Genomic DNA, 24,359 nt, shown 5'->3' with positions numbered 1-24,359 from the left:
GCCGACCTACTGCAGCACGTCCGCGATCTCGTCGAAGCGCAATCGCCGGCCCGTGTAGAACGGGACCTCCTCCTTCACGTAAAGACGCGCATCCGTGTAGCGCAGATCGCGCATGAGGTCGACGAGTTCTGTGACGTCATCGGCTTCGAGCGGCAGCAGCCACTCGTAGTCGCCGAGAGCGAAGGCGGCGACGGTGTTGGCGATGACGCCCGTGAAGGCCGCGCCCTTCCGCCCGTGGTCGGCGAGCATCTTGCGGCGCTCCTCCTCGGGGGCGAGATACCACTCCGGCGTGCGCACGAACGGGTACAGGCACAGCCAGCCCTTGGGCTCGACTCCACGGAGGAATCCCGGGACGTGCGCACGGTTGAACTCGGCGTCGCGGTGGACGCCCATGACGTTCCAGACGGGAATCAGGGTGCGCAGCAGTTCGGTGCGACGCAGGCGACGCAGCGCCTTCTGCAGCTCTTCGGCTGTCGGCCCGTGCAGCCAGACCATCAGGTCGGCGTCGGCCTTGAGTCCGGAGACGTCGTAGAACCCGCGGATCGTGACGCCGGAATCCTCGATGTGCTCGACGATGGTCTCGAGCTCGGTCGCGTCGGTCTCGAGGACCGGAGCGTTCGGGTTGCGGCGCCACACCGCCCAGAGGGTGAAGCCGGATGGGGATTCTTCGCTCAGCTCGGACATGCTTCCAGTCTGCCCCTTTCCCCGGGGCATGGCTAATGCGTGACCGATGCCGAGAGGCCGGGCCTCGCTTCGACAGGCTCAGCGCGAGAGCGCTCTGGCGATGACCCACACCAGCGAGCCTGCGACCGCGGCGAGCCCGACAGCCGCGGCGATCGCGCCGACCGGGTTCCGGTCGGCGAAGGCGCGCGCCTTGACGGCCGCCTCCTTCGAGGCCTTCTCGACGCGACGCGGCACGTTGCCCTTGACCTCGATGGCCGCGAGCGCGGCCTTCAACTCGGCACGCGCCGACTGCACCGGATCCGCGAGGCCCGTCGGGACCGCAGTACGGGGAAGCTGCTGCGCGGAGTTCGTGAACTGCTCAGAATTCGTCATCGCCGGCGTCCTTCACGAGTCGGATGTCCTTCGCGACGGCCTGGCCGGGGTTCTCCCTGGCCATGACCTTGCGGAACTTCAGGATGCCGAGCAGCGCGAACACCAGCACGGCGAGGATCAGGATGCCGATGACCGCCAGCGCGGACAGCCAGACCGGCCACCACGACGACAGCCCCGCGACAGCGAAGACGAGGATCATCGGCACGAGCCAGAACAGGAAGAACAGCGCGACGAGGAACCAGACGCTGCCGATCCCGGCATCCTTAGCGGTGCGCGAGATCCATACCTTGGCGGCATCGATCTCGGCCTTGACGAGGTTGCTGACGAGGTCCGGCAGGTCGCCGAGCAGCGTCAGCAGGCTGTCGTCCGCGCGGTCGCGGTATCCGCGCACCATGTCACTTGCCGTTCTGCGAGGGCTTCTTGGCGGCGGGTTTCGCGGCCCTGGTGGTGGCCGACTTCGCCGCTGTCGCCTTCTCCTTGGCCTCGTCCACGACATCCTCTGCGGCGTCCGAGACCTCTTCGACGACGTCCTTGCCCGCAGCGATGGTCGCGTCCAGCTTCTGGCCAGGGGTGCCGGGGCCGGTCGCGGACCTGGTGACCTTGACGACCCCGTTCCACACCGCACCGGGGATCGCGGCCGCCTTGTCGCCGACGAAGCCCTTGACCTTGGTCACCTGCTCCTGGACAGGGTCGAGGTTCCACACCTTCAGCCACTGCGTCTTGATCTGCTCATAGCGTTCGCGCCCGGCGCGTGTGCCGAGAACGTAACCGACGCCGAGTCCGACGACGAGTCCGATCTTCCCCTTCATGGGGTCTCCTCACGTTGTTCCGGTCGGGCCGCACGCGTTCGATCCGCGGGCCAGGGGTTCCAGCGTAACCCCATATGCCGTTTTCGGCATCTAATCTTCGGAGGGGTTGACAGCGAGCCCCCGATCAGTCCCAGAGAAGGTGCCGTCGGACGCGATCGGCCTCGGTCGCCGCGTCGGGGACGACCTGGGCAAGCCCGGTTCCCGACAACCAGGCGCCGACGACCGCGAGCCCCGGTACCGCCTGCACCGCAGTGCGCGACGCGTCGCGTCGTTCGGCCGCGCCGATGAGAGAAGCCGGCTGCGACTGCGTGAACCGCGCACGGTGCGCTCCGGCCAGCTGCGCCGACGACAGCGGGGTGCCGAGCATCGCGGACGCCTGCTCCAGCGCGAGGTGCGCGGCGGCGTCGTCATCGAGGGATGCCGTGGCCGCCGGCTCTCCCTGCGAGCCGAACGAGACCCGAACGACGTGGCGGTTCCCTGCGGCCTCACGGAGCCAGGCCCACTTGGCGGTGGCGTGCGTGAGCGCCTTGGCGGTGAAGCTCCCCGGCACCGTCAGCACCCCGGTGCCGCGGGGGGCCGCGTCCAGCGCGGGCGCGTCCAGCAGCAGTGTGACGATCTCGATCTCGGGCGAGGCGCCGAACTCTCCGAAGTCCTGGACGTGGCCGTCGAGCAGCGCTCGCGCCATGCCCTCGGCGGTGGCGACGATCACGGCATCCGCCGTCACGTGCTCCGGTTCGGATGCGGAGTCGGATGCCACGGCATCCGACTCCTCGGCATCCTCGCCCTGGGCGACCATGACGGTCCACTCGTCACCCGTCCGTCCGAGCGATTCGACCGCGGCGGCCGTCCGCACGACGCCGCCGAGCTTGACGAGGTCGGCCTGCAGCGCGTCGACGAGCGTGCTCATGCCGCCGACGAGACCCTCGACCGCCGACCCCGGCGCCTTGTCCTTGCGCGCCGACTGCTGCTGACCGATCAGCGCGTCGACCGCTCCGCTCAGGGACCCGACGCGGGTGAGCGCGGCATTGAGTCCGGGGGCCGCGACGTCGACGTCCACGTCGTCGGGGTGCGCTGAGTAGACGCCGGACACGACCGGTGAGACCAGGCGCTCCAGCACGCGCTCGCCCATGCGCGAGCGGACCAGTCGGCCGAGACTGCGTTCGTGGCCGATCGTCAGCGGCGGACGCAGACGGTCGACGTACGCGCGCCATGCGCCACGCCATCCGATGATCTGACGCACGTCATCGACGAACGGATTGGCGGGGATGCCGAGGATGCCGCCCTTGGGCAGCGGCGACGGCTCCTGACCGGGGACACCGGCCAGCCATGCGCCGCCGGCCGCCGGCGTCTGCACCTTCTCGGACAGGCCCAGTTCCTTCACGAGCTTTCGGACATGACCGCCGCGGGTCGCGTAGCTCTCCGCCCCGGCATCCAGACGGACGCCGTCGATCTCGGCGCGGCGCACGGCGCCGCCGAGATCGTCGGCGGCTTCGAGCAGGGTCACGCGCATTCCGACCTTGGCGCACTCGCGCGCGGCGACCAGACCCGCGATGCCACCGCCGATGACGACGATGTGCCGTTCGGCCGCACGCTCGGCGAGTTCCGGCTCGGGACGCTCGGTCATGCGCCGTGGACCAGTTCGACGATCCGGGTGAGCTGATCCGGATCCGTCTCGGGCGGCACGCCGTGCCCGAGGTTGAGGATGTGGGCGCGCGCGGCGCGTCCGCGCTCCAGCACCTCGCGCACGTGCGCTTCGAGCACGGGCCACGGCGCGGACAGCAGCGCAGGGTCGATGTTGCCTTGCACGGTCACGTCGGGGCCGAGGATGCCGGCGGCCTCGTCGAGCGGCTGACGCCAGTCCACTCCGACGGCGTGCGCTGCACCGTCGAGACGCATGTCGGCGAGGAACGGCCCTGTGCCGACGCCGAAGTGGATGACCGGGACGCCGAGTCCGTCGACGGCCGCGCGGGAATGCGGCGCCACGAACGTCCGGTAGTCCGTGGGGCTGAGGGATCCGGCCCAGGAGTCGAACAGCTGCACCGTGGCGGCACCGGCATCGCGCTGCGCCTCGAGGAACCGGCGCGAGATCCGCGACAGCCAACCGGCGAGACGGTTCCACGCGGCGGGATCGGTGTGCATCATGGCGCGGGCGCGCAGGTGCTCCTTGGACGGCCCGCCCTCGATGAGGTACGCCGCCACCGTGAACGGGGCGCCGGCGAAGCCGATCAGCGGGGTGTCGCCGAGCTCGGCGGTCGTGATGCGCACGGCCTCGGCGATCGCCGATGTGTCGAGGTCCTGCGGGTCGATGGCCGTGATCCGGTCGACATCGGCGGCGGTGCGCACCGGCTCGGCGAACACCGGACCACGACCGGGTTCGATGACGACGTCGACACCGGCGAGTCGCAGCGGGATGACGATGTCGCTGAAGAACACCGCGGCGTCGACGCCATGCCGCCTGACCGGCTGCAGCGTGATCTCGGCGGCCAGATCCGGGGTGAGGCAGGCATCCAGCATCCGCGTGCCGACGCGCAGTTCGCGGTACTCGGGAAGCGAGCGGCCGGCCTGTCGCATGAACCAGACGGGAGCGGTCTCCGGGCGGTCTCCGGCAAGCGCGCGCAGCAGTGGGGCGGTGGGTGCAGGCATGCTTCCATCCTCCCATCCAGGACCTTTGTTTCCGCCTGAGAGCGACCTCCTTTCGACACGGCGTAGAATCACTCTGTGCTGCTGTGTGTGACGGCGAGTCACAAGACCGCCTCTTTCGACATGCTCGAACGACTGAGCCGCACCCCAGATGACGTCGCGCCGAATCTTCTGAACATCGCGCCGTGCGTTCAAGGGGCTGTGGTCCTTTCGACGTGCAACCGGTTCGAGGCGTACGTGGAGATCGATGAGCCGGTCACCGCCGCCGGCGCCGTCGGCGTCGAAGCGGTCCTCGAAGCGATCGAGCAGTCCTCCGGCATCCCGGCATCCGACCTGGACGGGTCCTACGCCGTGCACTCCGGCCGTCGCGTCGCCGAGCACCTTTTCGCCGTGGCATCCGGCCTCGAATCCGTCGTGCCCGGCGAAGGCGAGATCGCCGGCCAGGTCCGCCGCGCGCTGAGCTCCGCACGCAAGGAGGGCACCACCTCCCCCGAGCTCGAGCGCCTGTTCCAGCGCGCCAGTCAGGCCCAGCGCAAGGTCAAGAACGTCACGGCGCTCGGCCGCGCCGGCCGGTCCCTCGTCCGCCTTTCGCTCGAGCTGGCCGACAGCCGCATCGCGGACTGGTCCGCTGAACGGGTGCTGCTCGTCGGCACCGGCGCATATGCCGCCGTCACGCTGGCGACCCTGCGCGAGCGCGGCGCGCAGAAGATCTCGGTGTACTCGCCGTCCGGTCGTGCGGAACTGTTCGCGAAGAAGCACGACATCACGCCGGTGGCGGAAGAGGACTACGCCCGCGTCGCATCGCGCTCGTCGCTGCTGATCACGTGCACGACCGCGACCGAGCCCGTCCTCGGCCCCGACCAGCTGCAGGCGCCCACCGGACCCGTGGCCGTCGGATGCCCCGTCGGACCGCACTCGCAGCTCGTGATCGACCTCGGGATGCCGCGCAACGTCGACCCGGCTATCGCCGAGCTCGAAGGCGTCGCGCTGCTGGATCTGGAGACCATCCGCCTGCACGCGCCGCTGGAGGAGCTGCAGGCGACGGATGCCGCGCGCAGCGTCGTCCGAGAAGCAGCGGACACCTTCCACGTCGTCGGCCGGCAGCAGAGCGTGACCCCGGCGGTTGTCGCCATGCGGTCGCACATCTTCTCGTTGCTGGAGTCCGAGATCGACCGGGCAAGGGCCCGCGGCGATGAGGATGGTCGCATCGAGCAGTCGCTGCGTCACCTCGCCGGCGTCCTGCTGCACACTCCGACGGTGCGCGCGCACGAACTGGCGGCTGAGGGACGCGCAGACGACTTCGTCGCCGCGCTGGGAACGCTGTACGGCATCGCGCCGGTCGCCCCGGCATCCGAAGAGTCCGCGACCGCCTGACCCGCCGCGGTGCGACACTGGAGGCATGGCCCTTCACATCACCGGAGACACCGCCGCCGACGAACTGCTGACCGAGAACCCGCTCGCGCTGCTGATCGGGATGCTGCTGGATCAGCAGGTTCCCATGGAGACCGCGTTCGCGGGTCCTCTGAAGATCCAGCAGCGCACGGGGGCTGCAGATGCCGCAGCGATCGCGCACATGGACCCCGATGCGTTCCTGGAGGCGTTCAAGCAGACGCCGTCCGTGCACCGCTTCCCGGGCTCGATGGCCGCGCGCGTGCAGACGCTCTGCGAAACCCTCGTCAGCGATTGGGGCGGCGACGCATCCGCCCTGTGGACCGAGGGCGGGCCGTCCGGCGCGGAGGTGCTCAAGCGCCTGAAGACGCTCCCGGGGTTCGGCGACCAGAAGGCGAAGATCTTCCTCGCCCTGCTCGGCAAGCAGTATGGCTTCACGGGTGACGGGTGGCGCGAAGCATCCGCCCCGTACGGCGAAGAGGGTTCGTACCGCAGCGTCGCCGACATCGTCTCCCCGGAGTCGCTGACCAAGGTCCGCGAGCACAAGAAGGCGATGAAGGCTGCCGCGAAGGCCTCGAAATGAAGCCCACCGGTGGCAGCGTCGGCGCGTTCATCGCCGCCGTCACGCCCGAGCGTCGGCGCCGGGATGCCGAGACGCTGACGGCCCTGATGCAGGAGGTCTCCGGTCGGGAGCCGGTGCTGTGGGGCACGATCATCGGTTTCGGCTCCTGCCACTACCGCTACCCCACCGGCACCGAGGGCGACTCAGGGGTGCTCGGCTTCGCGCCGCGCACGGCCGCATCCACGATCTATCTCTTCGACGGCGTCGACGAGCACGCCGAAGCGCTCGCCCGGCTCGGTGCCCACACGGTCGGCAAGGGATGCCTGTACATCAAGGACCTCGACAAGGTCGATCTCGACGTGCTCCGCGGCATCCTGGAGCGCTCGAAGGCCTGGGTCGAGGCGGGCGGCACGGATCAGGTGCAGCTCACCGTCACCGGCTGAGCGAAGGCCCGCCGCCCGGAGGCGACGGGCCGTGGATGCCGGGCTCAGCGCAGCCCGGCGAAGAACGCGCGGATGTCTCCGACGACGAGCTCCGGGCGCTCGAGCGCCGCAAAGTGCCCACCTTCGTCGAAGCGGCTCCAGCGCACGATGTTGTCGTTGTCGCGGTCGGCGAAGACGCGGATCGTCTGGAAGTCGTCCTTGAACACCGCCACGCCGGTGGGTGCGTGATTGACCTGCGGCTCCTGCTCGGCGCGCGCGTTCTCGAGGTAGCTGCGGCTCATCCCGGACGCCGCGTTCGCGAACCAGTTCACGCTCACCTCGAGCAGGATCTTCTCCAGCGGCACCAGCGACGTGCCGTTGCCGAACGAGTTGAACAGTTCGCTGTAGGCGAGAAGGCCGACCGGGGAGTCGCTGATGCCGACGGAAACGGTCTGCGGACGCGAGGCGTTCATCGTGTTGTAACCGCCGACCGACTGGAACCACTGCATGTGCTCGAGGCCGGCGTAGTCGGCGGGCTCGAGCCTCTCGAACTCGGCCGGGTCGCCGGAGGGGAACGAGAACAGCTGCAGCACGTGCAGCCCGAGGAAGCCCTCCGGGTTCCGCAGGCCCAGCTCCCGGGCGACCATGGCGCCGTTGTCGGAGCCGTGGATGCCGTAGCCGTCGTACCCCAGGCCGCGCATGAGTGCGTCGTACGCCGCCGCGACCCGCGCCGTCGTCCAGCCCGATGACGCCAACGGCTGCGAGAACCCGTATCCGGGCGCATCGGGGATCACGACGTCGAACGCGTCCTCCGCGCGCCCGCCGTGTGCCACCGGGTCGACGAGCTGATCGATCAGGTCGAGGTAGTCGACCGAGGAACCGGGGTAGGTGTGCGCGAGGAGGAGCGGCGTCGCGCCTTCGTGCGGCGAGCGGACATGGATGAAGTGGATCGTCTGCCCCTCGATCTCGGTCAGGAAATGCGGCACCGCGTTGATGCGCGCTTCGGCAGCGGACCAGTCGAACGCGCGCCAGGCGTCGATCGCCTCGCGCAGGTAGGCGTTCGGAGTTCCGGCATCCCAGTCGTCTGTCGGCGACGGCTGCGGCAAGCGGGTACGGGCGAGGCGATCCTGGAGATCGGCGACCTCGGCGGCGGAGACCGAGACGGTGAAGGGGCGAAGGGCGAGGTTCGTGTTTTCCATGTCTCCACGGTAGGAACCCATTAGGTTGGATTCGTTCCTAATGAAAGACCTCTCTTCCGGAGATCTCAATGGCCGATCCGACCGCTCGTCTGCTCGCTCTCCTCGCCCTGCTGCAGACCGGGACCGAACGCCCCGGCAGCGAGCTCGCGCGACGGCTCGACGTGTCCGCGCGCACGATCCGACACGACGTCGAGCGACTGCGCGAACTCGGGTACCCGGTCGATGCGACGCGGGGATCGACCGGCGGCTATCGACTCGGCGCCGGCGGAAAGCTCCCGCCGCTGCTGCTGGACGAGGAGGAGGCCGTCGCGGTCACCGTCGGCCTGCGCGCCGCTGCGGGCATCGCCGGCGTCGCCGAGTCCGGCGCCAGAGCGCTGGCGAAGCTCGAGCAGGTGCTGCCGTCGCACCTGCGGCCCACGGTGGACGCACTCCGGTCGAGCGTCGATCGAGCGCCCGAGAACAACGACACCGATGCCCCGGATCCGGAGGTGGACAGCGCCGTGCTGCAACACATCGCGAGCGCGATCCGCAACGCGGAATGGCTGCGTTTCGAGTACGACGGCCAGGCTGTGCTCGTCGAGCCGTACCGGCTGCTCACCTGGGTGCGACGCTGGTATCTCGTCGCGCGCGACCCGCAGTCCGACGAGTGGGGCACCTACCGGGTCGACTGGATGCGACTGCGGATGCCGACGCACCGCCGCTTCGATCCCCGACCGCTCCCCGGCGGCGATTACACGGCCTTCGCGATGCGGACGATCGCGGTGAGCGGCTGGGTCGTGCATGCACGCCTGCGGATCGACGCCTCAGCCGAGGCCGTCCTCGACCGGATCCATGCGGCGGTCGGCGTCGTCGAGCCGATCGATGATCGGCACTGCGTGCTGGTCACCGGCGCCGACAGCCTCGACACGGTCGCGGCATACATCGGCATGCTCATGATGGACTTCACTGTCGAATCCCCTCCGGAGCTGATCCCGCGCCTGAAGCTGCTCTCCGAGCGGTACGCACGCGCTGTCGCGGGTTCGGCCGGCCACTGAGCGGTGGCTCCGCCGTCAGGCCGTCGAGCTGTACACCGTGGTCGAACCGGGCACAGGTCGCACGGCGACGACGATCGCGACGACGCCGAGGAACCCGACCGCCGCTGCCTCGATGAGTCCACCGAGCGAATCCAGAAGGACGAGCGTCTCCTGGCTCAGGGAGTATGCGCCGAACAGGAACGCGGAACGCAGCAGGCGGACGACGGCGACTGCGACGAGCGCCCAGAGCGGCGCTCGATTCCACGGGCGCGGCACGGCACCGATCCGCGCGATCTGCGTGGCTGCGATGATCGCCAGCGCAAGAGAGACCACCTCGAGCGTGACGCTGAGCATCCCCGCGAACATGATGAGACCGTCCGAGATGTCCTCCGCGGAAGCAGGCGCGCTGAGCCGCAGGAACAACGGCGACAGCAGTATCCATACCGCGAGCGTCACCAGCGCGAACGTTCCGAGCGGCCGTCGCGCTGTGACACTGCCCGCACGCCCGAGTCCGATGGCGAAGATCACCGCCCCGGCAGCGAAGAGCAGGTCGGGGATGGAGAAGAGCCCGAAGCCGACTCCGGGAAGGCTCCGCAACGCGAGCGTCATCAGAGCGGATGCCACGAGCAGCGCGCCACCGACGATCCCCGTGCGTCGGCGGACGCCGACTGCGGATCCGGCCGGGTCCACATCGATCATGCGGACACCCTATCGCCAGCGGATCACGCGACGCGCGACCGTCTCAGCGCGGTCCGTAACGCGCGACGATCTCGTCGGTGAGCGGCGGCCAGATCCGTTTGTGCTCCTCGCCGAAGGGAACGCCGGAGAGGAAGGCAGCAGCGATCTCGCGCGATCGGTCGATGAACAGGAAGCTGCCCTGCGCGCCGAAATGGCCGGCGGTCTCCGGGGGGAACGCGTCGCTCAGCCAGTGCGGACTCTTCGCGCCCTTGAGCTCGAACCCGAGCCCCCACTGGTTGTCGGCGAACGAACCGTAGCCGGGCACGATGCCGCGCAGCCCCGGGTGGGAGACGGTGAGCGCGAGGTCGCGCAGCGCCGCGGGAATCAGCGTCGGGCGCAGCACCTCACGGCCGAAGATCAGGAGATCGTGGATCGACGCGTGCGTGCCAGCAGACGGGCGACCGGTGACGTCGGTGTCGGCCATTCCGAGCGGAAGCGCGACCTCGCGCAGCATCCAGTCCGCGAAGGCCATGCCGACGGCATCCGCGACGTGCGCGGCGAGGGCGTCGAACCCGGCATTCGAGTAGATCCGGCGCTCCCCGACGGTCCGCAGAGGCCCGTCACCCTCCATCGGCAGGCCGCTGGTGTGATCGAGCAGGTCGAGCACGGTCGCCCCGGCCGGGCCGGCGGGCTCGTCCAGATCCACGAGCCCGCGCTCGATCGCGACGAACACGCCCCATGCGGTGAGCGGCTTGGTCACGGACGCCAGCGGAAGCATCGCGCGCTGGTCGCCCTGCACCGCGAGGGTCTCCTCGGGGCCGGTGACACCGACGAGAGCAGTGTGCGGGAAGCCGTCTGTCGCGGCGAAGGTCGTCGTCTCCACGACACCATCGTTTCACGGCGGACGGAGGTCGCCGGGTCAGGCGCCCTTCAGGCGCTCCGCGAGGTACTCGTGCAGGTTCTCGATCGCCACGCGCTCCTGCGCCATCGTGTCACGGTCGCGCACCGTCACGGCGTTGTCGTCGAGCGAGTCGAAGTCGACCGTGACGCAGAACGGGGTGCCGATCTCGTCCTGGCGACGGTAACGGCGGCCGATCGCGCCGGCGTCGTCGAAGTCGATCGCCCAGCGCCCGCGCAGTCCGTCTGCGACCTCGCGCGCGAGCGGCGACAGCTTCTCGTTGCGCGACAGCGGCAGCACGGCGACCTTGACCGGCGCGAGGCGCGGGTCGAGCTTGAGCACCGTACGGACGTCCGTTCCGCCCTTGGCGTTCGGCACCTCCTCCTCGACGTACGCGTCGACGAGGAAGGCCATCATGGAGCGCGTGAGGCCGAACGACGGCTCGATCACGTACGGCGTGTACCGCTCGCCGGATGCCTGGTCGAAGTACGTCAGGCTCTGACCGGATGCCTCGGTGTGGCTGGAGAGGTCGAAGTCGGTGCGGTTGGCGACACCCATGAGCTCGCCCCACTCCTTGCCGGGGAAGCCGAACTTGTACTCGAAGTCGATCGTTCCGGCGGAGTAGTGCGCTCTCTCGTCCTCCGGAACATCGAACTGGCGCATGTTCTCGGGGTCGATCCCGAGGTCGAGGAACCAGGCCCAGCAGGCCTCGACCCAGTGCTCGAACCACTGCTGCGCCTCGGCGGGCGGCGTGAAGAACTCGATCTCCATCTGCTCGAACTCGCGCGTGCGGAAGATGAAATTGCCAGGGGTGATCTCGTTGCGGAACGCCTTGCCGACCTGCCCGATGCCGAACGGCGGCTTCTTGCGGCTCGCGGTGAGGACGTTCGTGAAGTTCACGAAGATGCCCTGCGCGGTCTCGGGGCGCAGGAAGTACAGTCCCGACTCGTCGTCCACGACGCCGAGGTAGGTCTTCACGAGACCCGAGAACGCCTTGGGCTCGGTGTACTGCCCCTTGGTGCCGCAATTGGGGCACGGGATGTCGGCGAGGCCGTTCTCGACCTTGCGGCCCTTGCGCGCTTCGAAGTCCTCGATGAGGTTGTCGGCGCGGAAGCGCTTGTGGCACTGCAGGCACTCGACCAGCGGATCGCTGAACGTCGCGACGTGGCCGGATGCCTCCCACACGCGCTTGGGCAGGATGATCGAGGAGTCCAGGCCCACCATGTCTCCGCGACCGCGGACGAACGTCTGCCACCATTCTCGGCGGATGTTCTCCTTGAGCTCGGTGCCGAGAGGCCCGTAGTCCCATGCCGAACGGGAACCGCCGTAGATCTCACCCGCTTGGAACACGAACCCGCGGTGGCGGGCGAGGCTGATGACCTTGTCAAGACGGGACTGTTCGGCCACGGTGGCTCCAATGGTCGGATGGCGCGGGAAGAACCCGTGATCACGGGCATCCCAATCCTACCGGCGGTTCCTCGACCGCACGATGCGAGTCCTCTCGCGGTGCCCCCGCCGACGGCGCTACGGTCATGGGCATGAGCACAATGCGGGGGGAACGCACGGCCGGCGACAAGGACACGCGCTTCTTCGGGCAGCCGTGGGAGCTCGCGCACGTCTTCGGCGTCGAGATGTGGGAGCGCTTCAGCTTCTACGGCATGCAGGGGATCCTGCTCATCTACATGTACTTCTCGGTCGCCGACGGCGGGCTCGGGATCGACAAGAACGTCGCGACCGGCATCGTCGGCGCCTACGGAGGGACGGTCTACCTCTCGACGATCCTCGGCGCCTGGGTGGCCGATCGCCTGGTGGGCTCGGAACGCGTGCTGTTCTACAGCGCGTGGGTGATCATGGCCGGCCACGTCGCGCTCGCCGTTCTGCCGAACGCGTGGGGTCTGGGCGTCGGGCTGATCCTCGTCGCGATCGGCTCCGGCGGGCTCAAGGCCAACGCCACAGCGGTCGTCGGCACCCTGTACGGACCGAAGGACGTCCGACGGGACGCCGGATTCTCACTGTTCTACCTCGGCATCAACCTCGGCGCCTTCCTCGGGCCGCTCATCACCGGCTGGCTGCAGAGCAACGTCGGCTTCCACTGGGGATTCGGCGCCGCGGCCGTCGGTATGGCGCTGGGACTGATCCAATACTCGTTCGGACGCAAGCAGCTGCCTGAGGCGTCCCGCGTGGTCGCGAATCCGCTCCCGCGGAGCAGGTTCGGCGCGATGATCGGCATCGCGGTGGCCGGGATCGCGGTGATCGTGGTGCTCGTCATGACCGGCGTGATCCGCGCCGACAATCTCGCCGGGGTCGTGATCCTGGTGACAGCGGTGGCCGCGGTCGCTTATTTCGTCGTCATCATCGGCTCGCGGGCCATCAGCGCGGATGCACGGTCGCGCGTGATCGCTTTCATCCCGCTGTTCGTCGTGAACGTCGGCTTCTGGTCGCTGTATCAGCAGCAGTTCACCGTGCTGACGATCTACTCCGACGAGCGCCTGGACCGCACCGTCTTCGGATGGACGATGCCGATCTCATGGATCAACTCGATCGCCCCGATCTTCGTGATCATCCTGTCGGGGACGTTCGCCGCGATCTGGACGAAGTTCGGCAGCCGTGCCCCCTCGGCACCGGTGAAGTTCGCTCTCGGAGCCATGATCATGGGCGCGGCCTTCCTGCTGTTCCTGCCGTGGGCCAACGGAGACGCGAATTCGACCCCGCTGCTGGCGATCGTCCTCATCCTGCTGGTCTTCACGGTGGCCGAACTGTTCATCTCGCCGCCCGGACTGTCGGTGACCACGAAGCTCGCGCCGGAGCGGTTCCACACGCAGATGGTGGCCCTGTACTTCCTGTCGGTCGCTCTCGGCACCGCGATCGCCGGATGGCTCGCGCAGTTCTACGACCCGACGAACGAAGTGCCGTACTTCACGACCCTCGGCGGCATCGCGATCGCCATCGGCGTCGCGCTGCTGCTCGCGGCGCGGCCGGTCCTCGCGCTCATGAGAGGAGTGCGGTGAGTCCCGCGGCTCAGGCCATCAGCCGCGTCTCCATCTCGGTGATGAGCCCGTCGACGCTGCGGAGCATCAGCAGCGAACTGGGGGCTCCGCGATCGGAGGCGAGCACGCCGAACCCGTCGCCGAGTTCCACGAGTTCGAAGGCGTAATCGCGCGCGAAGCGGCGGAACTCCGCAGCCTGAGACGCGACCGGCTCCGCGCCGCGCACGATGCGCACTCCGTCCGCCCCCTGATCGACGCGGAACTCGACGTCGGGATGCAGCACGCCGAGGAGCTTGGTGAAGTCTCCACTGCCCGCCGCGGCGAGGAAGGCCTCCACGACCTCGCGCTGCTGCGCCCGCGTGGCGCGCTCCTGCGGGGACGAGGGTGCGGCTCCGCGGATCCGCTCGCGTGCACGACTGGCCAGTTTTCGAGTCGCCTGCGGGGAGCGATCGACCACATCCGCGACCTCCTCGAACGGCATCCCGAACACATCGTGCAGGACGTACGCCAGCCGCTCGTCCGGCGTGAGCTGTTCGAGGACGAGCATCAGCGCATAGCCGACCCGGTCGACCTGTTCGGCCCGCGCGGCCGGGCCGTCGTCAGGATGCGGCGACTCGACGTCCGGCAGGTCGTCGAGCGGGTTCTCCTGCCTTCGGGTCCGCGAGCGCAGTTGGTCCAGACAGATCCTGCTCACGACCCGCGTCAGCCACGCCCGTAGGTCGTCGATGGCGTCGTCCGCGCGTTCGAGACGGAACCACGACTCCTGGACGGCATCCTCGGCGTCGGCGCGCACGCCGAGCATCCGGTACGCGACCGTCGTCAGATAGCGGCGGTGCAGGTCGAATTCCGCGGCGAGCGCGCGGGAATCGCTCATCGTGTCTCCTGTCCGATGCGAGGCTATCGCGCGGGTGCCGGTGCCGGTGCCGGTGCGAACGTCCGGGAGAACAGGTTCGCCGGGTCGTAGAGGCTCTTGACCTTCGCCAGTCGCGCACGCGTGCTCTGCGGATACACGGACGCCACGGCATCCGCTGCCGACCCGTCGAGGGAGTTCGCATATGCGCCATCCGTGAGCGGAACCAGCGGGCGCCACAGGTCGGCCATGCGCGCGAGCAGGCCGTCGTACGCCGGAGCCGGCGCCACGGCGAACGTGCTCACCATGAGCGCCGCATGGCGATGCGCGAAGGCCGTGGCGGCCGCGGGGATCGCGCCGAACGCACCGCCGAGGGCGTGCAGCGTGATCGCAGCCGGCTGTTCCTCCGCCGCCATCAGGACGACGGCTTCGACCGCGGCATCCGATTCCGCTTCAGAGACGAATCCGCTGCGCAGAGCGACGCGCAGCCCGGCCGGGAGCTCCTGACCCTCGTGCAGGATCCCGGGGTACGGCAGCACCCTGACATCCTCCGTCAGCGGCGTCGACGCGGCACCCAGCGTGCGCAGCGCATCGCCGACGTCGCCGCCGTCGCAGCGCGCGAGTGCCACCTGGATCGGCGCTTCGCGGCCACCGGCGAGCGGATTCGCCAGCACCAGCGTCGAGCTGATCTCACGCGGAGCGGTGCGCATGAAGTGCGCCCACGCCTGGGCGACCCGGTCTGCGCGGTCCGCGGGGAACGTCAGCGTCGCGAACGTGAACTGCGGCGCGAGCCGGGCGTCGAACTCGAACGCGGTCACGACGCCGTACGCGCCGCCTCCGCCGCGGAGCGCCCAGAACAGGTCGGCGTGCTCGCGCTCGTCGGCTCGCAGCGCCTCCCCGTCGGCCGTCACCAGCTCGATCGCGCGGAGATGGTCGAGCGTGAGTCCGTGTCGGCGCACCATCCAGCCGATGCCGCCCGAGAGCGTCAGTCCGCCGACGCCGACATCCGCGGTGTCGCCGGAGGAGATCGCGAGGCCGTGCGGCGCGAGCGCGTCCGCGACCTGCCGCCAGAGCGCGCCACCACCGACGCGCACCCGGCGCTCGGCGAGCAGTTCGACGGTGTCCAGCGCGCTCAGGTCGATGACGATGGCGTCGTCCGCCGTGCTCAGTCCCGCCGCCGAGTGCCCGCCCCCGCGGACGACGAGCGGTCGGTCGGATGCCGCGGCGAACCGCACGGCGCGCTGCACGTCGGCGACGTCCGTCGGCCGCAGGACGATCGCAGGCTCAGCGGTGCCGAGGGCGGTGCGCGCGGCCTGCGCGTACCCGGGGGATTCGGGGGTGATGATCGTGCCGGTGAAGCCGTCGAGCAGGTCGTCTGCGGTATGCATGGATTCTCCTTCGGTCGTCCGCGGGTGGCGGTTCATGAAGGAGACGACCGGTGCGCGGAGAATGTGACCGCGCCGCGGGTCTCAGCGATTCGGGTACGTCTCCCCACCACCCGCGGCGAGCGCGTTCGCGACGATGTCGAGGTGCTCGCGCATCATGTCGTCGTCGATCGCGGGAAGGATGTCGTTCCAGAACTCGAGGATCGCCCCGCGCCCCTGCATCATTCCCGCCGGGCGCGCGAGCGCCCACATGTGCAGATGCGCCGACCCGTCGTTCCATCGCGCGAAGTGACAGCGTGCGACGCCGGGGATCGACTTGACGACCTCCGAGATCCGCTGCATCAAGGGACCGTAAGCGGCCAGCACCTCGTGAGGGGCGTCCTCCAGCAGCCAGTGCTCGCGTGGTGCGATCGCGCCGATGAAGGGCAGGCCGCCCGGCTCCCATCCGGCGGTGACCTTCCAGTGCTCGTCCTGCCAGATCGTGTGCATGTTCGGCTGACAGGTGCGGCACTCGGCAGGGTCCACTTCTCCGCCGCGCGGGATCTCCGGCACCAGCATCGGTTCGAGCGGACGCATGGTGAGCTCTTCGATCGCCCACGGCAGCCCCTCGGTGAGTGACGTCGCATCGAGTCGCTCCCCGATCGGCAGACGACGATGGTAGACGGAATCCGCGGGATGCTGTTCGAAGGGTGCGTCGCTCATGGCTTCATGCAACCACGGCGACGACGGAGCCCGTTGTCTTCAGCGCCGATAGCCTTGGAGTGTGGGTACGGATGACGAGAAGGCGCGACGGCGTCTCTCCCGGACCCCGCCTCTGTGGGCGAGCGTCGCGGTACTGGCCTTCGCAGGACTCTGCGCATCGTTCATGTTCACGCTCGTGGTTCCTCTGCAGGCAGAGCTGCCGCGGCTGCTGAACTCGTCCCGCGAGGACACGACCTGGGTGGTGACGATCACGCTGCTCGTCGCGGCCGTCGCCACGCCGATCTCCGGTCGCCTCGGCGACATGTACGGCAAGCGTCGCGTGGTCGTCGTGCTGCTCGCACTGCTCGTGCTCGGCTCGCTCATCGCCGCCTTGTCCGGCTCGATCGTCGGCGTCATCATCGGGCGCGGCCTGCAGGGCGGCGTGACCGGGGTCATCCCGCTCGGCATCGCGATCATGCGCGACATCCTGCCTCCGCAGCGGCTCGGCACGGCCGTCGCGCTGATGAGCGCGACCATGGGCGTGGGCGGTGCGATCGGGATGCCGGTGGCGGCGCTGCTCGCCGTGCACGCCGACTGGCACACGCTCTTCTGGCTCGCCGCCGCGCTCGGCGTCGTCGGCCTCGTCCTGGTGTTCCTGTTCGTGCCGGAAGACGTGCTCCGCTCCCCCGGCCGACTCGACATCCCCGGCGCGATCGGGCTGGCGATCGGGCTGACCGGCCTGCTGCTGTTCGTCTCGCGCGGGGCCGAATGGGGCTGGACCGCCCCGCTGACCCTCGTCTGCATCGTCGGCGGCGTCGCCGTGCTGCTCGTGTGGGGCTGGTACCAGCTGCGCACGACAGACCCGCTGCTCGACCTGCGCGTCGCCGCTCGGCCCGCCGTGCTGTTCACGAACATCGCCGCGATCGGCATGGGGTTCGCCCTGTTCGCCTCCAACGTGACGTTCCCGCAGATGCTCGAACTCCCCGTGGTGACCGGCGGGTTCGGACTCGACATGGTCGGCGCCGCGCTCATCGTGATGCCGGCCGGTCTCGTGATGATGGTCATCTCGCCGCTGTCCGGCTGGCTCGAGCGCACGATCGGCCCGCGGCCGCTGTTCACCGGCGGCGCCACGGCGATCGTCCTCGCCTATGTGTTCGTGCTGCTGTGGTCGACCGAGGTGTGGCACATCCTCGTCGCGAACATCCTCATCGGCGTCGGGATCGGCTTCACGTTCGCCGCCATGCCGATGATCATCATGCGCTCGGTCCCGGCGAACGAGACCGGCGCGTCGAACGGGCTGAACGCGCTGTTCCGCTCCGTCGGAACGTCGAGCGCCTCGGCCGTGATGGGCGGCGTGCTCGCCGCGATGAGCGTCGAGGTCGACGGCGTCGCGCTGCCGACCAGGGAAGCCTTCCAGGTGTGCTTCTGGCTCGCGATCGCCGCGGGCATCGTGGCTGTCGTGCTGTCGCTCTTCATCCCGCGACAGCGCGCCGTCGAGGCCCACCCTTCACTGCCCTGAGGCGATCAGAACACGCGCGGATCAGGGTCTTCGGCGTGCGGAAGGCGCAACCGGGCCGGCAGCGGCCACGGCAGGACGTAGGGCTCGGATGCCGGGCGGCTCATGTCGCCGAAGTCATCGACCTTCACGACGATGCGGCCGGCACGACCGGCATCCGTCGGAGTGACCTCGACGATCCGCACCCGCAGCGGGCGGGCGGTCTCGCCCTCCAGCATCCACGGGTCCGCGAGCCAGGCGAGACCGTGCGCCTCGAGCGCGGCTTCGGCGTCCAGCCAGTCGATGCCTTCGGACACCGTGCGTCCGAGCACGTCCACAGCCGTCCAGTCATCACCCGCCGGGTGGATCCAGCCGAGCAGCTCACCGTCTTCCCGGCGGTGCGGGGTCCAGTCGGGGTCGGTCATTCCTCGAGCCTACGGGTCATGCTTCGTCACGGGAATCGGCGGCATCCACCTCCTCCCGGTAGCGTCGGAGCATGAGCGCGATCGCCACCACCACCTCCGGAAGTCTTCCTCGCACCGAGGCCCTCATCGCGGCCAACGCCGCTCGCCCGTTCGGCGACGACGGCTTCACTCTCGAGAGCACCCCGGAGTTCGAGGCCCTAGTGGCGGATGCCGTGGCCGACGTCGTGCGTCGCCAGCGCGAAGCCGGCATCACTCTCGTGGGCGACGGCGAGTTCGGCAAGGCAATGTCGAACCCGCTCGATTACGGCGCCTGGTGGAGCTACTCGTTCCAGCGCGTGAACGGCCTCGCTCTCACGGACAACAATCTGTTCACCCAGCCGACAGCCGTCTCGACACCGGGGAACATCGAACTCACCAGTTTCGTCGACCGCCGCGACCGCCAGCTGTTCCCCCGGGTCTACGGCGACGCGCACTCCGGCGCATTCGAGGGCAAGCCGGCAACCGAGTTCCCCACGACGACGGGCCCGCTGTCGTACAAGGGTCAGGATGCCGTGGCCGCCGACATCCGCCAGCTCACCGCCGCCCTCGGCGAGGGCGAGCAGGGCTTCATCACGGCGATCGCCCCCGGCTCGGCCGCCCGGGTGTGGAACGAGCACTACGCCACCCACGAGGAGCACCTGTGGGCGTGGGCGGAGACCCTGCGCGAGGAGTACAAGGCCATCACGGATGCCGGGCTCATCGTCCAGCTGGACGACCCGTCGCTGGCCGAGAACTGGGACCAGATCAGCCCCGAGCCGAGCGTCGAGGACTACCTGGCTTTCACCGCGAAGAGCGTCGAGGCGCTGAACTACGCGATCCAGGGTCTGCCGAAGGAGCTCGTGCGCCTGCACCTGTGCTGGGGTTCCTGGCACGGACCGCACGTCACCGACATCGAGATCGCCAAGATCCTCCCCGAGGTCCTCAAGGCGAACGTCGGGTCGATCTCGTTCGAGGCGGGCAACGTCCGTCACGAGCACGAGTTCGGCGCCTGGGCGGATGCTGCGGTTCCGGACGACCTCGTCCTGGTGCCGGGAGTCGTCAGCCACGCCACGAACGTCGTCGAGCACCCCGACCTCGTCGCTCAGCGCATCGAACGGTTCACGAACATCGTGGGCGCGGACCGCGTCATCGCGTCGACGGACTGCGGGCTGGGCGGCCGCGTGCACGCCGACATCGCGTGGGCGAAGCTCGAGGCTCTGGGCGAGGGTGCGCGGCGCGTCCGCGCTTGAGCCGTTCGCCCATCCGGGCGCTCCTGTCAAGGCCGCCGCCGATCGCTCGTCAGGTCGCTAGGGTCGGGGCATGAGCGAGACACCTCGAGCGGGCAGCACCCGCACCGACATCGTCCGCCAGTCCGCCGTCATCGCGGCCGCCGTGTTCATGCTGATCGGCGCCACGGTCGGCGGCGGCGCATTCGGCGGCGCCCCCGTGAACGAGCTGCAGAACGGCGCACTGTCAGCGGAGGGATCGTACCTGGCACCGGCGGGGCCCGCCTTCGCCATCTGGACCGTGATCTACATCGGTCTGGCCTGCTACACGATCTGGCAGGCGCTCCCGGCTCAGCGGGCGGACGTCCGCCAACGACGCGCCGGCTGGTGGATCGCGGGGTCCATGGTGCTCAACGGGCTCTGGCTCGTCGCGGCACGCTTCGGAACCCTCCTGCTCACCGTGCTCGTCATCGTCGCGCTGCTCGCCGTGCTCGCGCGGATCATCGTCCTGCTCGGCGCCTCTCACGCCCGAAACGCCGTCGACCGCGTGCTGGTCGACGTCACGATGGGCCTGCACTTCGGCTGGGTGACGATCGCGACGGTTGCGAACATCTCGGCATGGCTGTCGCAGCTGCTGCCCCAGTCGTTCGCGGAGCAGGCGGATGTCTGGGGCGTCGCGGTCCTCGTCGTCGTCACCGCGATCGGGACCGCCAGCGCCCTGGCGACCCGCCGCCTCTCTCCCGCGATCGCCACCGCCTGGGGCCTCGCCTGGCTGGCTGTCGGGCGCCTGACCGCGGAGCCCGCCAGCACGGCGATCGGCGTGACCGCGGTCGCTGCGGCCGTGCTGATCGGCGCGGCCGGCGTCTACGCCGCGGTCAGGGCCACCCCTCAGCGGGCGGCAGCCCGTTGATCAGTGCGTGTACTCCATGAGCTCCACGCCCAGCACACGGAAGGCGTCGTGGGCGCGCAGCCGATGCGCGATCGACAGGTCGTCGAAGCACACGATCATGGCGTAGGCGATGCCGGATCGGGGTCCCGCCAGCACGCCGGCCTCGGCCCGCACGCCGCGGTCCCTGCCGGTCTTGTTGATGAACAGCAATCCGTGCTGGTCGTGATCGTGGGCGAACGGGTCGAGCCCGGTCGACGCGGCGACCAGGCTGAGGTCCTGGTTCAGGCTGAGCCATTCCGAGACCTGCGCGCTCACCGCGGCATCGACCACCTCGGAGTTCACCAGAGCGGAGAACAGGCCGGCCAGTTCGCGGCTCGAACCCACCGCGACGTGCGGGGCGTCGTCGGGTCCGCGGTCGTCGCGGAAGCGATCCAGGATCGCGGTGCGGGTGAGGCCGAGACCTTCGATCCGCGCACTCACACGCTCGTGCCCGACGCGCTGCAGCAGCGCATTGACGGCGATCGGGTCGCCCGCGGTCGCCGCGAGCACGGCGAGATCCGTGAGCGGAAGCGCCGGCGCGCGCAGGTGCCGCCACAGCCCCGCCGTCGTGACGGCCTCGACCGAGGATCGTTCGACGATCTCCAGCGGGTCCAGCGAACCATCCTCGAAGGCCGCGGCGACCTCGATCAGCAGCGGCACGACGCCGAGGCCGGCGATCGGCATCGTCACGTGATCGTCGCCGGAGAGAACGTGCGTGTGCGTGTCGAGATCGACGACATGCACCGAGACCTGAGCCCCGGCATCCGCCAGTTCCTCCAGTGCCTTCAGCGTGGCGTCGAAGGACCGTCGCCCCACGGCCGCGCGACGCGGCAGACGACGGGCGCTGCGGTGCGAACGACGCACAGCGGTCGACGGTACGCCGTCGACGGGCTCGGGGGCCGGGGGGAGGGAGGATCCCACGCGTGGTCCTTCACGGCAAGGGTTGGAGGGGGACCGGGGAGGGGCAACTCCCCAGCAGCAGGGCTATCGTAACCCCGCCCGGTCCCCCTGCGATCACCTCGAGCCGTGAATAGTCACCAGATCGTCACACGCGCGTCAACGGGCAGGAACAGTTCGTCCTGCTCGGCGACGTCGAAGGCCTCGTAGAACGCGGGGATGTTGCGCACGATCTGGTTGCAGCGGAACTCGTTCGGCGAGTGAGGGTCGATCGTCAGAAGGCGGATCGTCTCAGCCTCCCGGCTCTTCTGCTGCCAGGCCTGCGCCCACGAGAGGAAGAGCCGCTGCACGCCGGTGTAGCCGTCGATGACGGGCGCCTCGGTGCCGGCCAGGGAGAGCTCGTAGGCCTTCAGCGCGATGCCGAGGCCGCCGAGGTCACCGATGTTCTCGCCGATCGTGAGCGCACCGTTCACGTGGTGCTCGGCGGCGAGTCCGGCCGGGACGAGCGCGTCGTACTGCGCAATGAGCGCCTTGGTGCGCTCTTCGAAGGCGGCGCGATCGGCATCTGTCCACCAGTCCTCGAGCTTGCCCTGTCCGTCGTACCTGCTGCCCTGATCATCGAACCCGTGGCCGATCTCATGACCGATCACGGCACCGATGCCGCCGTAGTTCGCGGCCGCATCGCGGGTCGCGTCGAAGAACGGGTACTGCAGGATCGCCGCAGGGAAGACGATCTCGTTCATGGACGGGTTGTAGTACGCGTTCACCATCTGCGGCGGCATGTGCCACTCGGTGCGGTCGATGGACTTGCCCACCTTGTCGACATTGCGGTCGTGCTCGAACACGTTGGCGCGACGGACGTTGCCGAACAGGTCAGCCGCGTCGACCTCGAGCGAGGAGTAGTCGCGCCACACCTCGGGGTGCCCGATCTTCGGGGTGAACGCATCGAGCTTGGCCAGAGCCTTCTCTCGCGTGTCCGGGCTCATCCACTCGAGCTCGGTGATGCTCTGCCGGTACGCCTCGATGAGGTTCGCGACGAGCTCGTCCATGGCGGCCTTGGCCGTCGGCGGGTAGTGCCGCTCGACGTAGACCTTGCCGATCGCCTCGCCGAGGGCGCCTTCGGTGACCGAGACGCCGCGCTTCCAGCGTTCGCGGATCGTCGGGATGCCGGAGAGCTCGGTGCCGTAGAACGAGAAGTTCTCCAGCACGATGTCGTCGGTCAGGAACGGGGCGGCGGCGTGCACGACCTGCGCGCGCAGCCAGGCCTTCCAGTCGTCGAGGCGCTCGGCGACCAGCAGCGCGCCCAGCCCCTCGAAGAAGCTCGGCTGCGAGGCGACGGCCTCGGCGAACGCGTCGGGGTTGGTCGGCGCGACCGCGTCGCGCCACGGCGTCAGGTCGACTCCTGCCAGTTCCTGGAGCTCGTCCCAGGTCTTGAGGTTGTAGGTCTCCACGGCATCGCGGCTGCGCACGTTGTCCCAGTGGTGGCCGGCCAGCTCGGTCTCGAGGGCGATCGAGCGATCGGCCTCAGCAGCGGCATCCGCGAGCCCGGCGAGGGAGAGCAGGCGCTCGAGATGCTCGCGGTACGTCGCACGCGTGCTCGCGAAGTTCTCGAGGCGGTAGTAGCTCTCGTCCGGCAGTGAGAGACCGGACTGCACGAGCACCGGAAGGTAGCGCTCCGGGTCGCCGGGGTCTCCGTCGACGTAGAACCCGATCAGGTGCGCCCGGCCGTCGCGTTCGTACACGCCGGCGACGTGCAGCAGCGCGGAGACCGAATCGATCGCGTCGATCTCGGCGAGCGTCTCGGCCAGCGGCGTCACACCAGCGGCCGCGATGCGGTCGGTGTCCATGAAGCTGGCGAACAGGTCGCCGATCTTGCGCGCCAGGGTGCCGGGCTCTGCCGTCTGCGATTCCTCGATGATCGCCCGCACATCCTTCTCGGCCTGTTCGGCCAGGAGGTGGAACGAGCCCCAGCGCGCCTTGTCGCCGGGGATCTCGGTGCGGTCGATCCACGCGCCGTTCACATGCCGATACAGGTCGTCCTGCGGTCGGATGCCGGAGCTGAACTCGTCGATGGCCAGGCCTGCGGGAAGAGCATCAGTCATGCTCACCACCCTATGTCCGGACTCGGACAGAGCGGCTGCCGCGACTCACCCCGCCGTCCGTCAAGAGGAGGCGAGGTGCTCCCCGATCACCCCCGGTGCCGCGCCGACGAGCGTCTCGCACGCCTGCGCCAGCCGCGCCGCGAACAGCGCGGCGTCGGTGCGACGGGTCAGCGCATGCGCGGCGATGCCGTCGATCATGGCGAGGATCTGCCAGGCCACGGCATCCGTGTCGTCTGTGCGGAACACCCCCGTGCGTCGTCCGTCCTCGATGAGCTGCGCGATGAACGACTGCCAGGCACTCATCTGCTCGTCGATCGCCACCGACAGCGGCGCGCTGCCGCGGCCGAGCGACCAGGCATCCACCCACACCAGAGTGACGTCGTCGTGATCGCTGCTGAGCACCGTGGAGATCATCCGCGCCATCCGAGCCGCAGGCTCGGCCTCGGTCTCGGCGTGCGTCCGGACGTCGTCCAATTCGGATGCCGTGAGTTCGCGGAACGTCCGGGCGACGAGCTCATCCATGCTGGATGCGTAGTGGGCGACCAGCCCCGGGACGACGCCGGCACGCGCCGCGACGGCGCGCAGGGTCAACGAGGACAGGCCCTCTTCCCTCGCGAGCTCGATCGCCGCATCATGGATCTCGCCGGAGCGCTGCTGCGGGCTCTTGCGGGTGCGAGGACGGACGTCGGACGTTGACAT

At 69.4% G+C, this 24,359-nt stretch carries 25 protein-coding genes; 8 read left to right on the top strand and 17 right to left on the bottom strand.

What is annotated here, in order from left to right; translation table 11 throughout:
• Positions 1–6: 6 nt before the first annotated feature.
• The 6 genes from hemQ to hemE form a co-directional block, all read right to left on the bottom strand.
• Positions 7–684 carry a hydrogen peroxide-dependent heme synthase gene (hemQ, locus tag ACI7YT_RS01630; RefSeq protein ID WP_406248554.1) on the bottom strand — a complete coding sequence of 226 codons (678 nt, stop codon included), beginning with the start codon at positions 682–684 and terminating at the stop codon, positions 7–9.
• 78 nt (positions 685–762) lie between these two features.
• On the bottom strand, positions 763–1,056 hold the full coding sequence (locus tag ACI7YT_RS01625) for a hypothetical protein (RefSeq protein WP_406248552.1): 294 nt from the start codon (positions 1,054–1,056) through the stop codon (positions 763–765).
• A complete protein-coding gene (locus ACI7YT_RS01620; RefSeq protein ID WP_406248550.1) occupies positions 1,043–1,450 on the bottom strand; it encodes a phage holin family protein in 408 nt (135 codons plus the stop codon). Before ACI7YT_RS01620 ends, ACI7YT_RS01625 begins: the two co-directional genes overlap by 14 nt.
• Before the next feature lies 1 nt (position 1,451).
• Positions 1,452–1,865: a hypothetical protein gene (locus tag ACI7YT_RS01615; RefSeq protein WP_406248548.1), complete on the bottom strand. Its 414-nt coding sequence runs from the start codon at positions 1,863–1,865 to the stop codon at positions 1,452–1,454.
• A 124-nt stretch (positions 1,866–1,989) separates the two neighbouring features.
• Positions 1,990–3,489 (bottom strand): protoporphyrinogen oxidase, encoded by a 1,500-nt coding sequence (gene hemG, locus ACI7YT_RS01610; protein ID WP_406248546.1) that lies wholly within the window; start codon positions 3,487–3,489, stop codon positions 1,990–1,992.
• Positions 3,486–4,508, bottom strand: coding sequence for a uroporphyrinogen decarboxylase (gene hemE / locus ACI7YT_RS01605; RefSeq protein WP_406248544.1), 1,023 nt, complete (start codon positions 4,506–4,508; stop codon positions 3,486–3,488). The genes hemG and hemE overlap by 4 nt, the downstream gene beginning before the upstream one ends.
• A 75-nt stretch (positions 4,509–4,583) precedes the next feature.
• Between hemE and ACI7YT_RS01600 the strand changes: the two genes are divergently transcribed.
• Genes ACI7YT_RS01600 through ACI7YT_RS01590 form a run of 3 tightly spaced genes read left to right on the top strand, consistent with a single transcriptional unit; the run spans position 4,584 to position 6,899 of the window.
• The gene (locus tag ACI7YT_RS01600; protein WP_406248542.1) at positions 4,584–5,879 is read left to right on the top strand and encodes a glutamyl-tRNA reductase; all 1,296 of its coding nucleotides are present in this window, start codon (positions 4,584–4,586) and stop codon (positions 5,877–5,879) included.
• 25 nt (positions 5,880–5,904) lie between these two features.
• The gene (locus ACI7YT_RS01595; RefSeq protein WP_406248541.1) at positions 5,905–6,477 is read left to right on the top strand and encodes an HhH-GPD-type base excision DNA repair protein; all 573 of its coding nucleotides are present in this window, start codon (positions 5,905–5,907) and stop codon (positions 6,475–6,477) included.
• Positions 6,474–6,899 (top strand): DUF1801 domain-containing protein, encoded by a 426-nt coding sequence (locus ACI7YT_RS01590; RefSeq protein WP_406248539.1) that lies wholly within the window; start codon positions 6,474–6,476, stop codon positions 6,897–6,899. The genes ACI7YT_RS01595 and ACI7YT_RS01590 overlap by 4 nt, the downstream gene beginning before the upstream one ends.
• A gap of 44 nt (positions 6,900–6,943) precedes the next feature.
• Here the strand turns inward: ACI7YT_RS01590 and ACI7YT_RS01585 are convergent, their stop codons facing one another.
• Positions 6,944–8,077 carry an epoxide hydrolase family protein gene (locus ACI7YT_RS01585; RefSeq protein ID WP_406248537.1) on the bottom strand — a complete coding sequence of 378 codons (1,134 nt, stop codon included), beginning with the start codon at positions 8,075–8,077 and terminating at the stop codon, positions 6,944–6,946.
• A gap of 68 nt (positions 8,078–8,145) precedes the next feature.
• Here ACI7YT_RS01585 and ACI7YT_RS01580 point away from each other — a divergent pair, with 68 nt between their 5' ends.
• Positions 8,146–9,111 carry a helix-turn-helix transcriptional regulator gene (locus tag ACI7YT_RS01580; RefSeq protein ID WP_406248536.1) on the top strand — a complete coding sequence of 322 codons (966 nt, stop codon included), beginning with the start codon at positions 8,146–8,148 and terminating at the stop codon, positions 9,109–9,111.
• Positions 9,112–9,126: 15 nt separating this feature from the next.
• Here ACI7YT_RS01580 and ACI7YT_RS01575 read toward each other — a convergent pair whose 3' ends face one another.
• From ACI7YT_RS01575 to ACI7YT_RS01565, 3 genes are read right to left on the bottom strand one after another with little or no spacing between them, the layout of a single operon-like run.
• On the bottom strand, positions 9,127–9,789 hold the full coding sequence (locus tag ACI7YT_RS01575; RefSeq protein WP_406248534.1) for a hypothetical protein: 663 nt from the start codon (positions 9,787–9,789) through the stop codon (positions 9,127–9,129).
• A gap of 43 nt (positions 9,790–9,832) precedes the next feature.
• Positions 9,833–10,651: a serine hydrolase domain-containing protein gene (locus ACI7YT_RS01570; RefSeq protein ID WP_406248532.1), complete on the bottom strand. Its 819-nt coding sequence runs from the start codon at positions 10,649–10,651 to the stop codon at positions 9,833–9,835.
• Positions 10,652–10,687: 36 nt separating this feature from the next.
• A complete protein-coding gene (locus tag ACI7YT_RS01565) occupies positions 10,688–12,073 on the bottom strand; it encodes a glycine--tRNA ligase (RefSeq protein WP_406248531.1) in 1,386 nt (461 codons plus the stop codon).
• A gap of 131 nt (positions 12,074–12,204) precedes the next feature.
• On the opposite strand from ACI7YT_RS01565, the gene ACI7YT_RS01560 reads away from it, so the two are divergent.
• The gene (locus ACI7YT_RS01560) at positions 12,205–13,674 is read left to right on the top strand and encodes a peptide MFS transporter (protein ID WP_406248529.1); all 1,470 of its coding nucleotides are present in this window, start codon (positions 12,205–12,207) and stop codon (positions 13,672–13,674) included.
• A 10-nt stretch (positions 13,675–13,684) separates the two neighbouring features.
• Here the strand turns inward: ACI7YT_RS01560 and ACI7YT_RS01555 are convergent, their stop codons facing one another.
• The 3 genes from ACI7YT_RS01555 to ACI7YT_RS01545 form a co-directional block, all read right to left on the bottom strand.
• Complete coding sequence (locus ACI7YT_RS01555) at positions 13,685–14,527, bottom strand: sigma-70 family RNA polymerase sigma factor (RefSeq protein WP_406248528.1); 843 nt, start codon at positions 14,525–14,527, stop codon at positions 13,685–13,687.
• A gap of 23 nt (positions 14,528–14,550) precedes the next feature.
• Positions 14,551–15,891 carry an FAD-binding oxidoreductase gene (locus ACI7YT_RS01550; protein ID WP_406248526.1) on the bottom strand — a complete coding sequence of 447 codons (1,341 nt, stop codon included), beginning with the start codon at positions 15,889–15,891 and terminating at the stop codon, positions 14,551–14,553.
• Positions 15,892–15,972: 81 nt separating this feature from the next.
• A complete protein-coding gene (locus ACI7YT_RS01545) occupies positions 15,973–16,590 on the bottom strand; it encodes a hypothetical protein (RefSeq protein WP_406248525.1) in 618 nt (205 codons plus the stop codon).
• 61 nt (positions 16,591–16,651) lie between these two features.
• Between ACI7YT_RS01545 and ACI7YT_RS01540 the strand changes: the two genes are divergently transcribed.
• Positions 16,652–18,088 (top strand): MFS transporter, encoded by a 1,437-nt coding sequence (locus ACI7YT_RS01540; protein ID WP_406248523.1) that lies wholly within the window; start codon positions 16,652–16,654, stop codon positions 18,086–18,088.
• A 5-nt stretch (positions 18,089–18,093) separates the two neighbouring features.
• Here ACI7YT_RS01540 and ACI7YT_RS01535 read toward each other — a convergent pair whose 3' ends face one another.
• Complete coding sequence (locus ACI7YT_RS01535) at positions 18,094–18,489, bottom strand: hypothetical protein (RefSeq protein WP_406248521.1); 396 nt, start codon at positions 18,487–18,489, stop codon at positions 18,094–18,096.
• Positions 18,490–18,560: 71 nt separating this feature from the next.
• On the opposite strand from ACI7YT_RS01535, the gene ACI7YT_RS01530 reads away from it, so the two are divergent.
• Together ACI7YT_RS01530 and ACI7YT_RS01525 are read left to right on the top strand one after the other, a co-directional pair.
• Positions 18,561–19,757 (top strand): cobalamin-independent methionine synthase II family protein, encoded by a 1,197-nt coding sequence (locus ACI7YT_RS01530; RefSeq protein ID WP_406248519.1) that lies wholly within the window; start codon positions 18,561–18,563, stop codon positions 19,755–19,757.
• Positions 19,758–19,827: 70 nt separating this feature from the next.
• Entirely contained in the window at positions 19,828–20,643 is an 816-nt protein-coding gene (locus tag ACI7YT_RS01525; RefSeq protein ID WP_406248518.1) for a TspO/MBR family protein, read from the top strand.
• On the opposite strand, the gene ACI7YT_RS01520 is transcribed toward ACI7YT_RS01525, so the two are convergent.
• From ACI7YT_RS01520 to ACI7YT_RS01510, 3 genes are all read right to left on the bottom strand, one after another.
• Entirely contained in the window at positions 20,644–21,582 is a 939-nt protein-coding gene (locus ACI7YT_RS01520; RefSeq protein ID WP_406248517.1) for a serine hydrolase, read from the bottom strand. It lies immediately after the preceding gene.
• Between the two features lie 113 nt (positions 21,583–21,695).
• Entirely contained in the window at positions 21,696–23,660 is a 1,965-nt protein-coding gene (locus ACI7YT_RS01515; protein WP_406248515.1) for a M13 family metallopeptidase, read from the bottom strand.
• 60 nt (positions 23,661–23,720) lie between these two features.
• Positions 23,721–24,359: a TetR/AcrR family transcriptional regulator gene (locus ACI7YT_RS01510; RefSeq protein ID WP_406248514.1), complete on the bottom strand. Its 639-nt coding sequence runs from the start codon at positions 24,357–24,359 to the stop codon at positions 23,721–23,723.

Source organism: Microbacterium sp. M (assembly GCF_045181065.1).
Taxonomy (GTDB): domain Bacteria; phylum Actinomycetota; class Actinomycetes; order Actinomycetales; family Microbacteriaceae; genus Microbacterium.
This window is presented reverse-complemented; position numbering and strand designations above follow the sequence as displayed.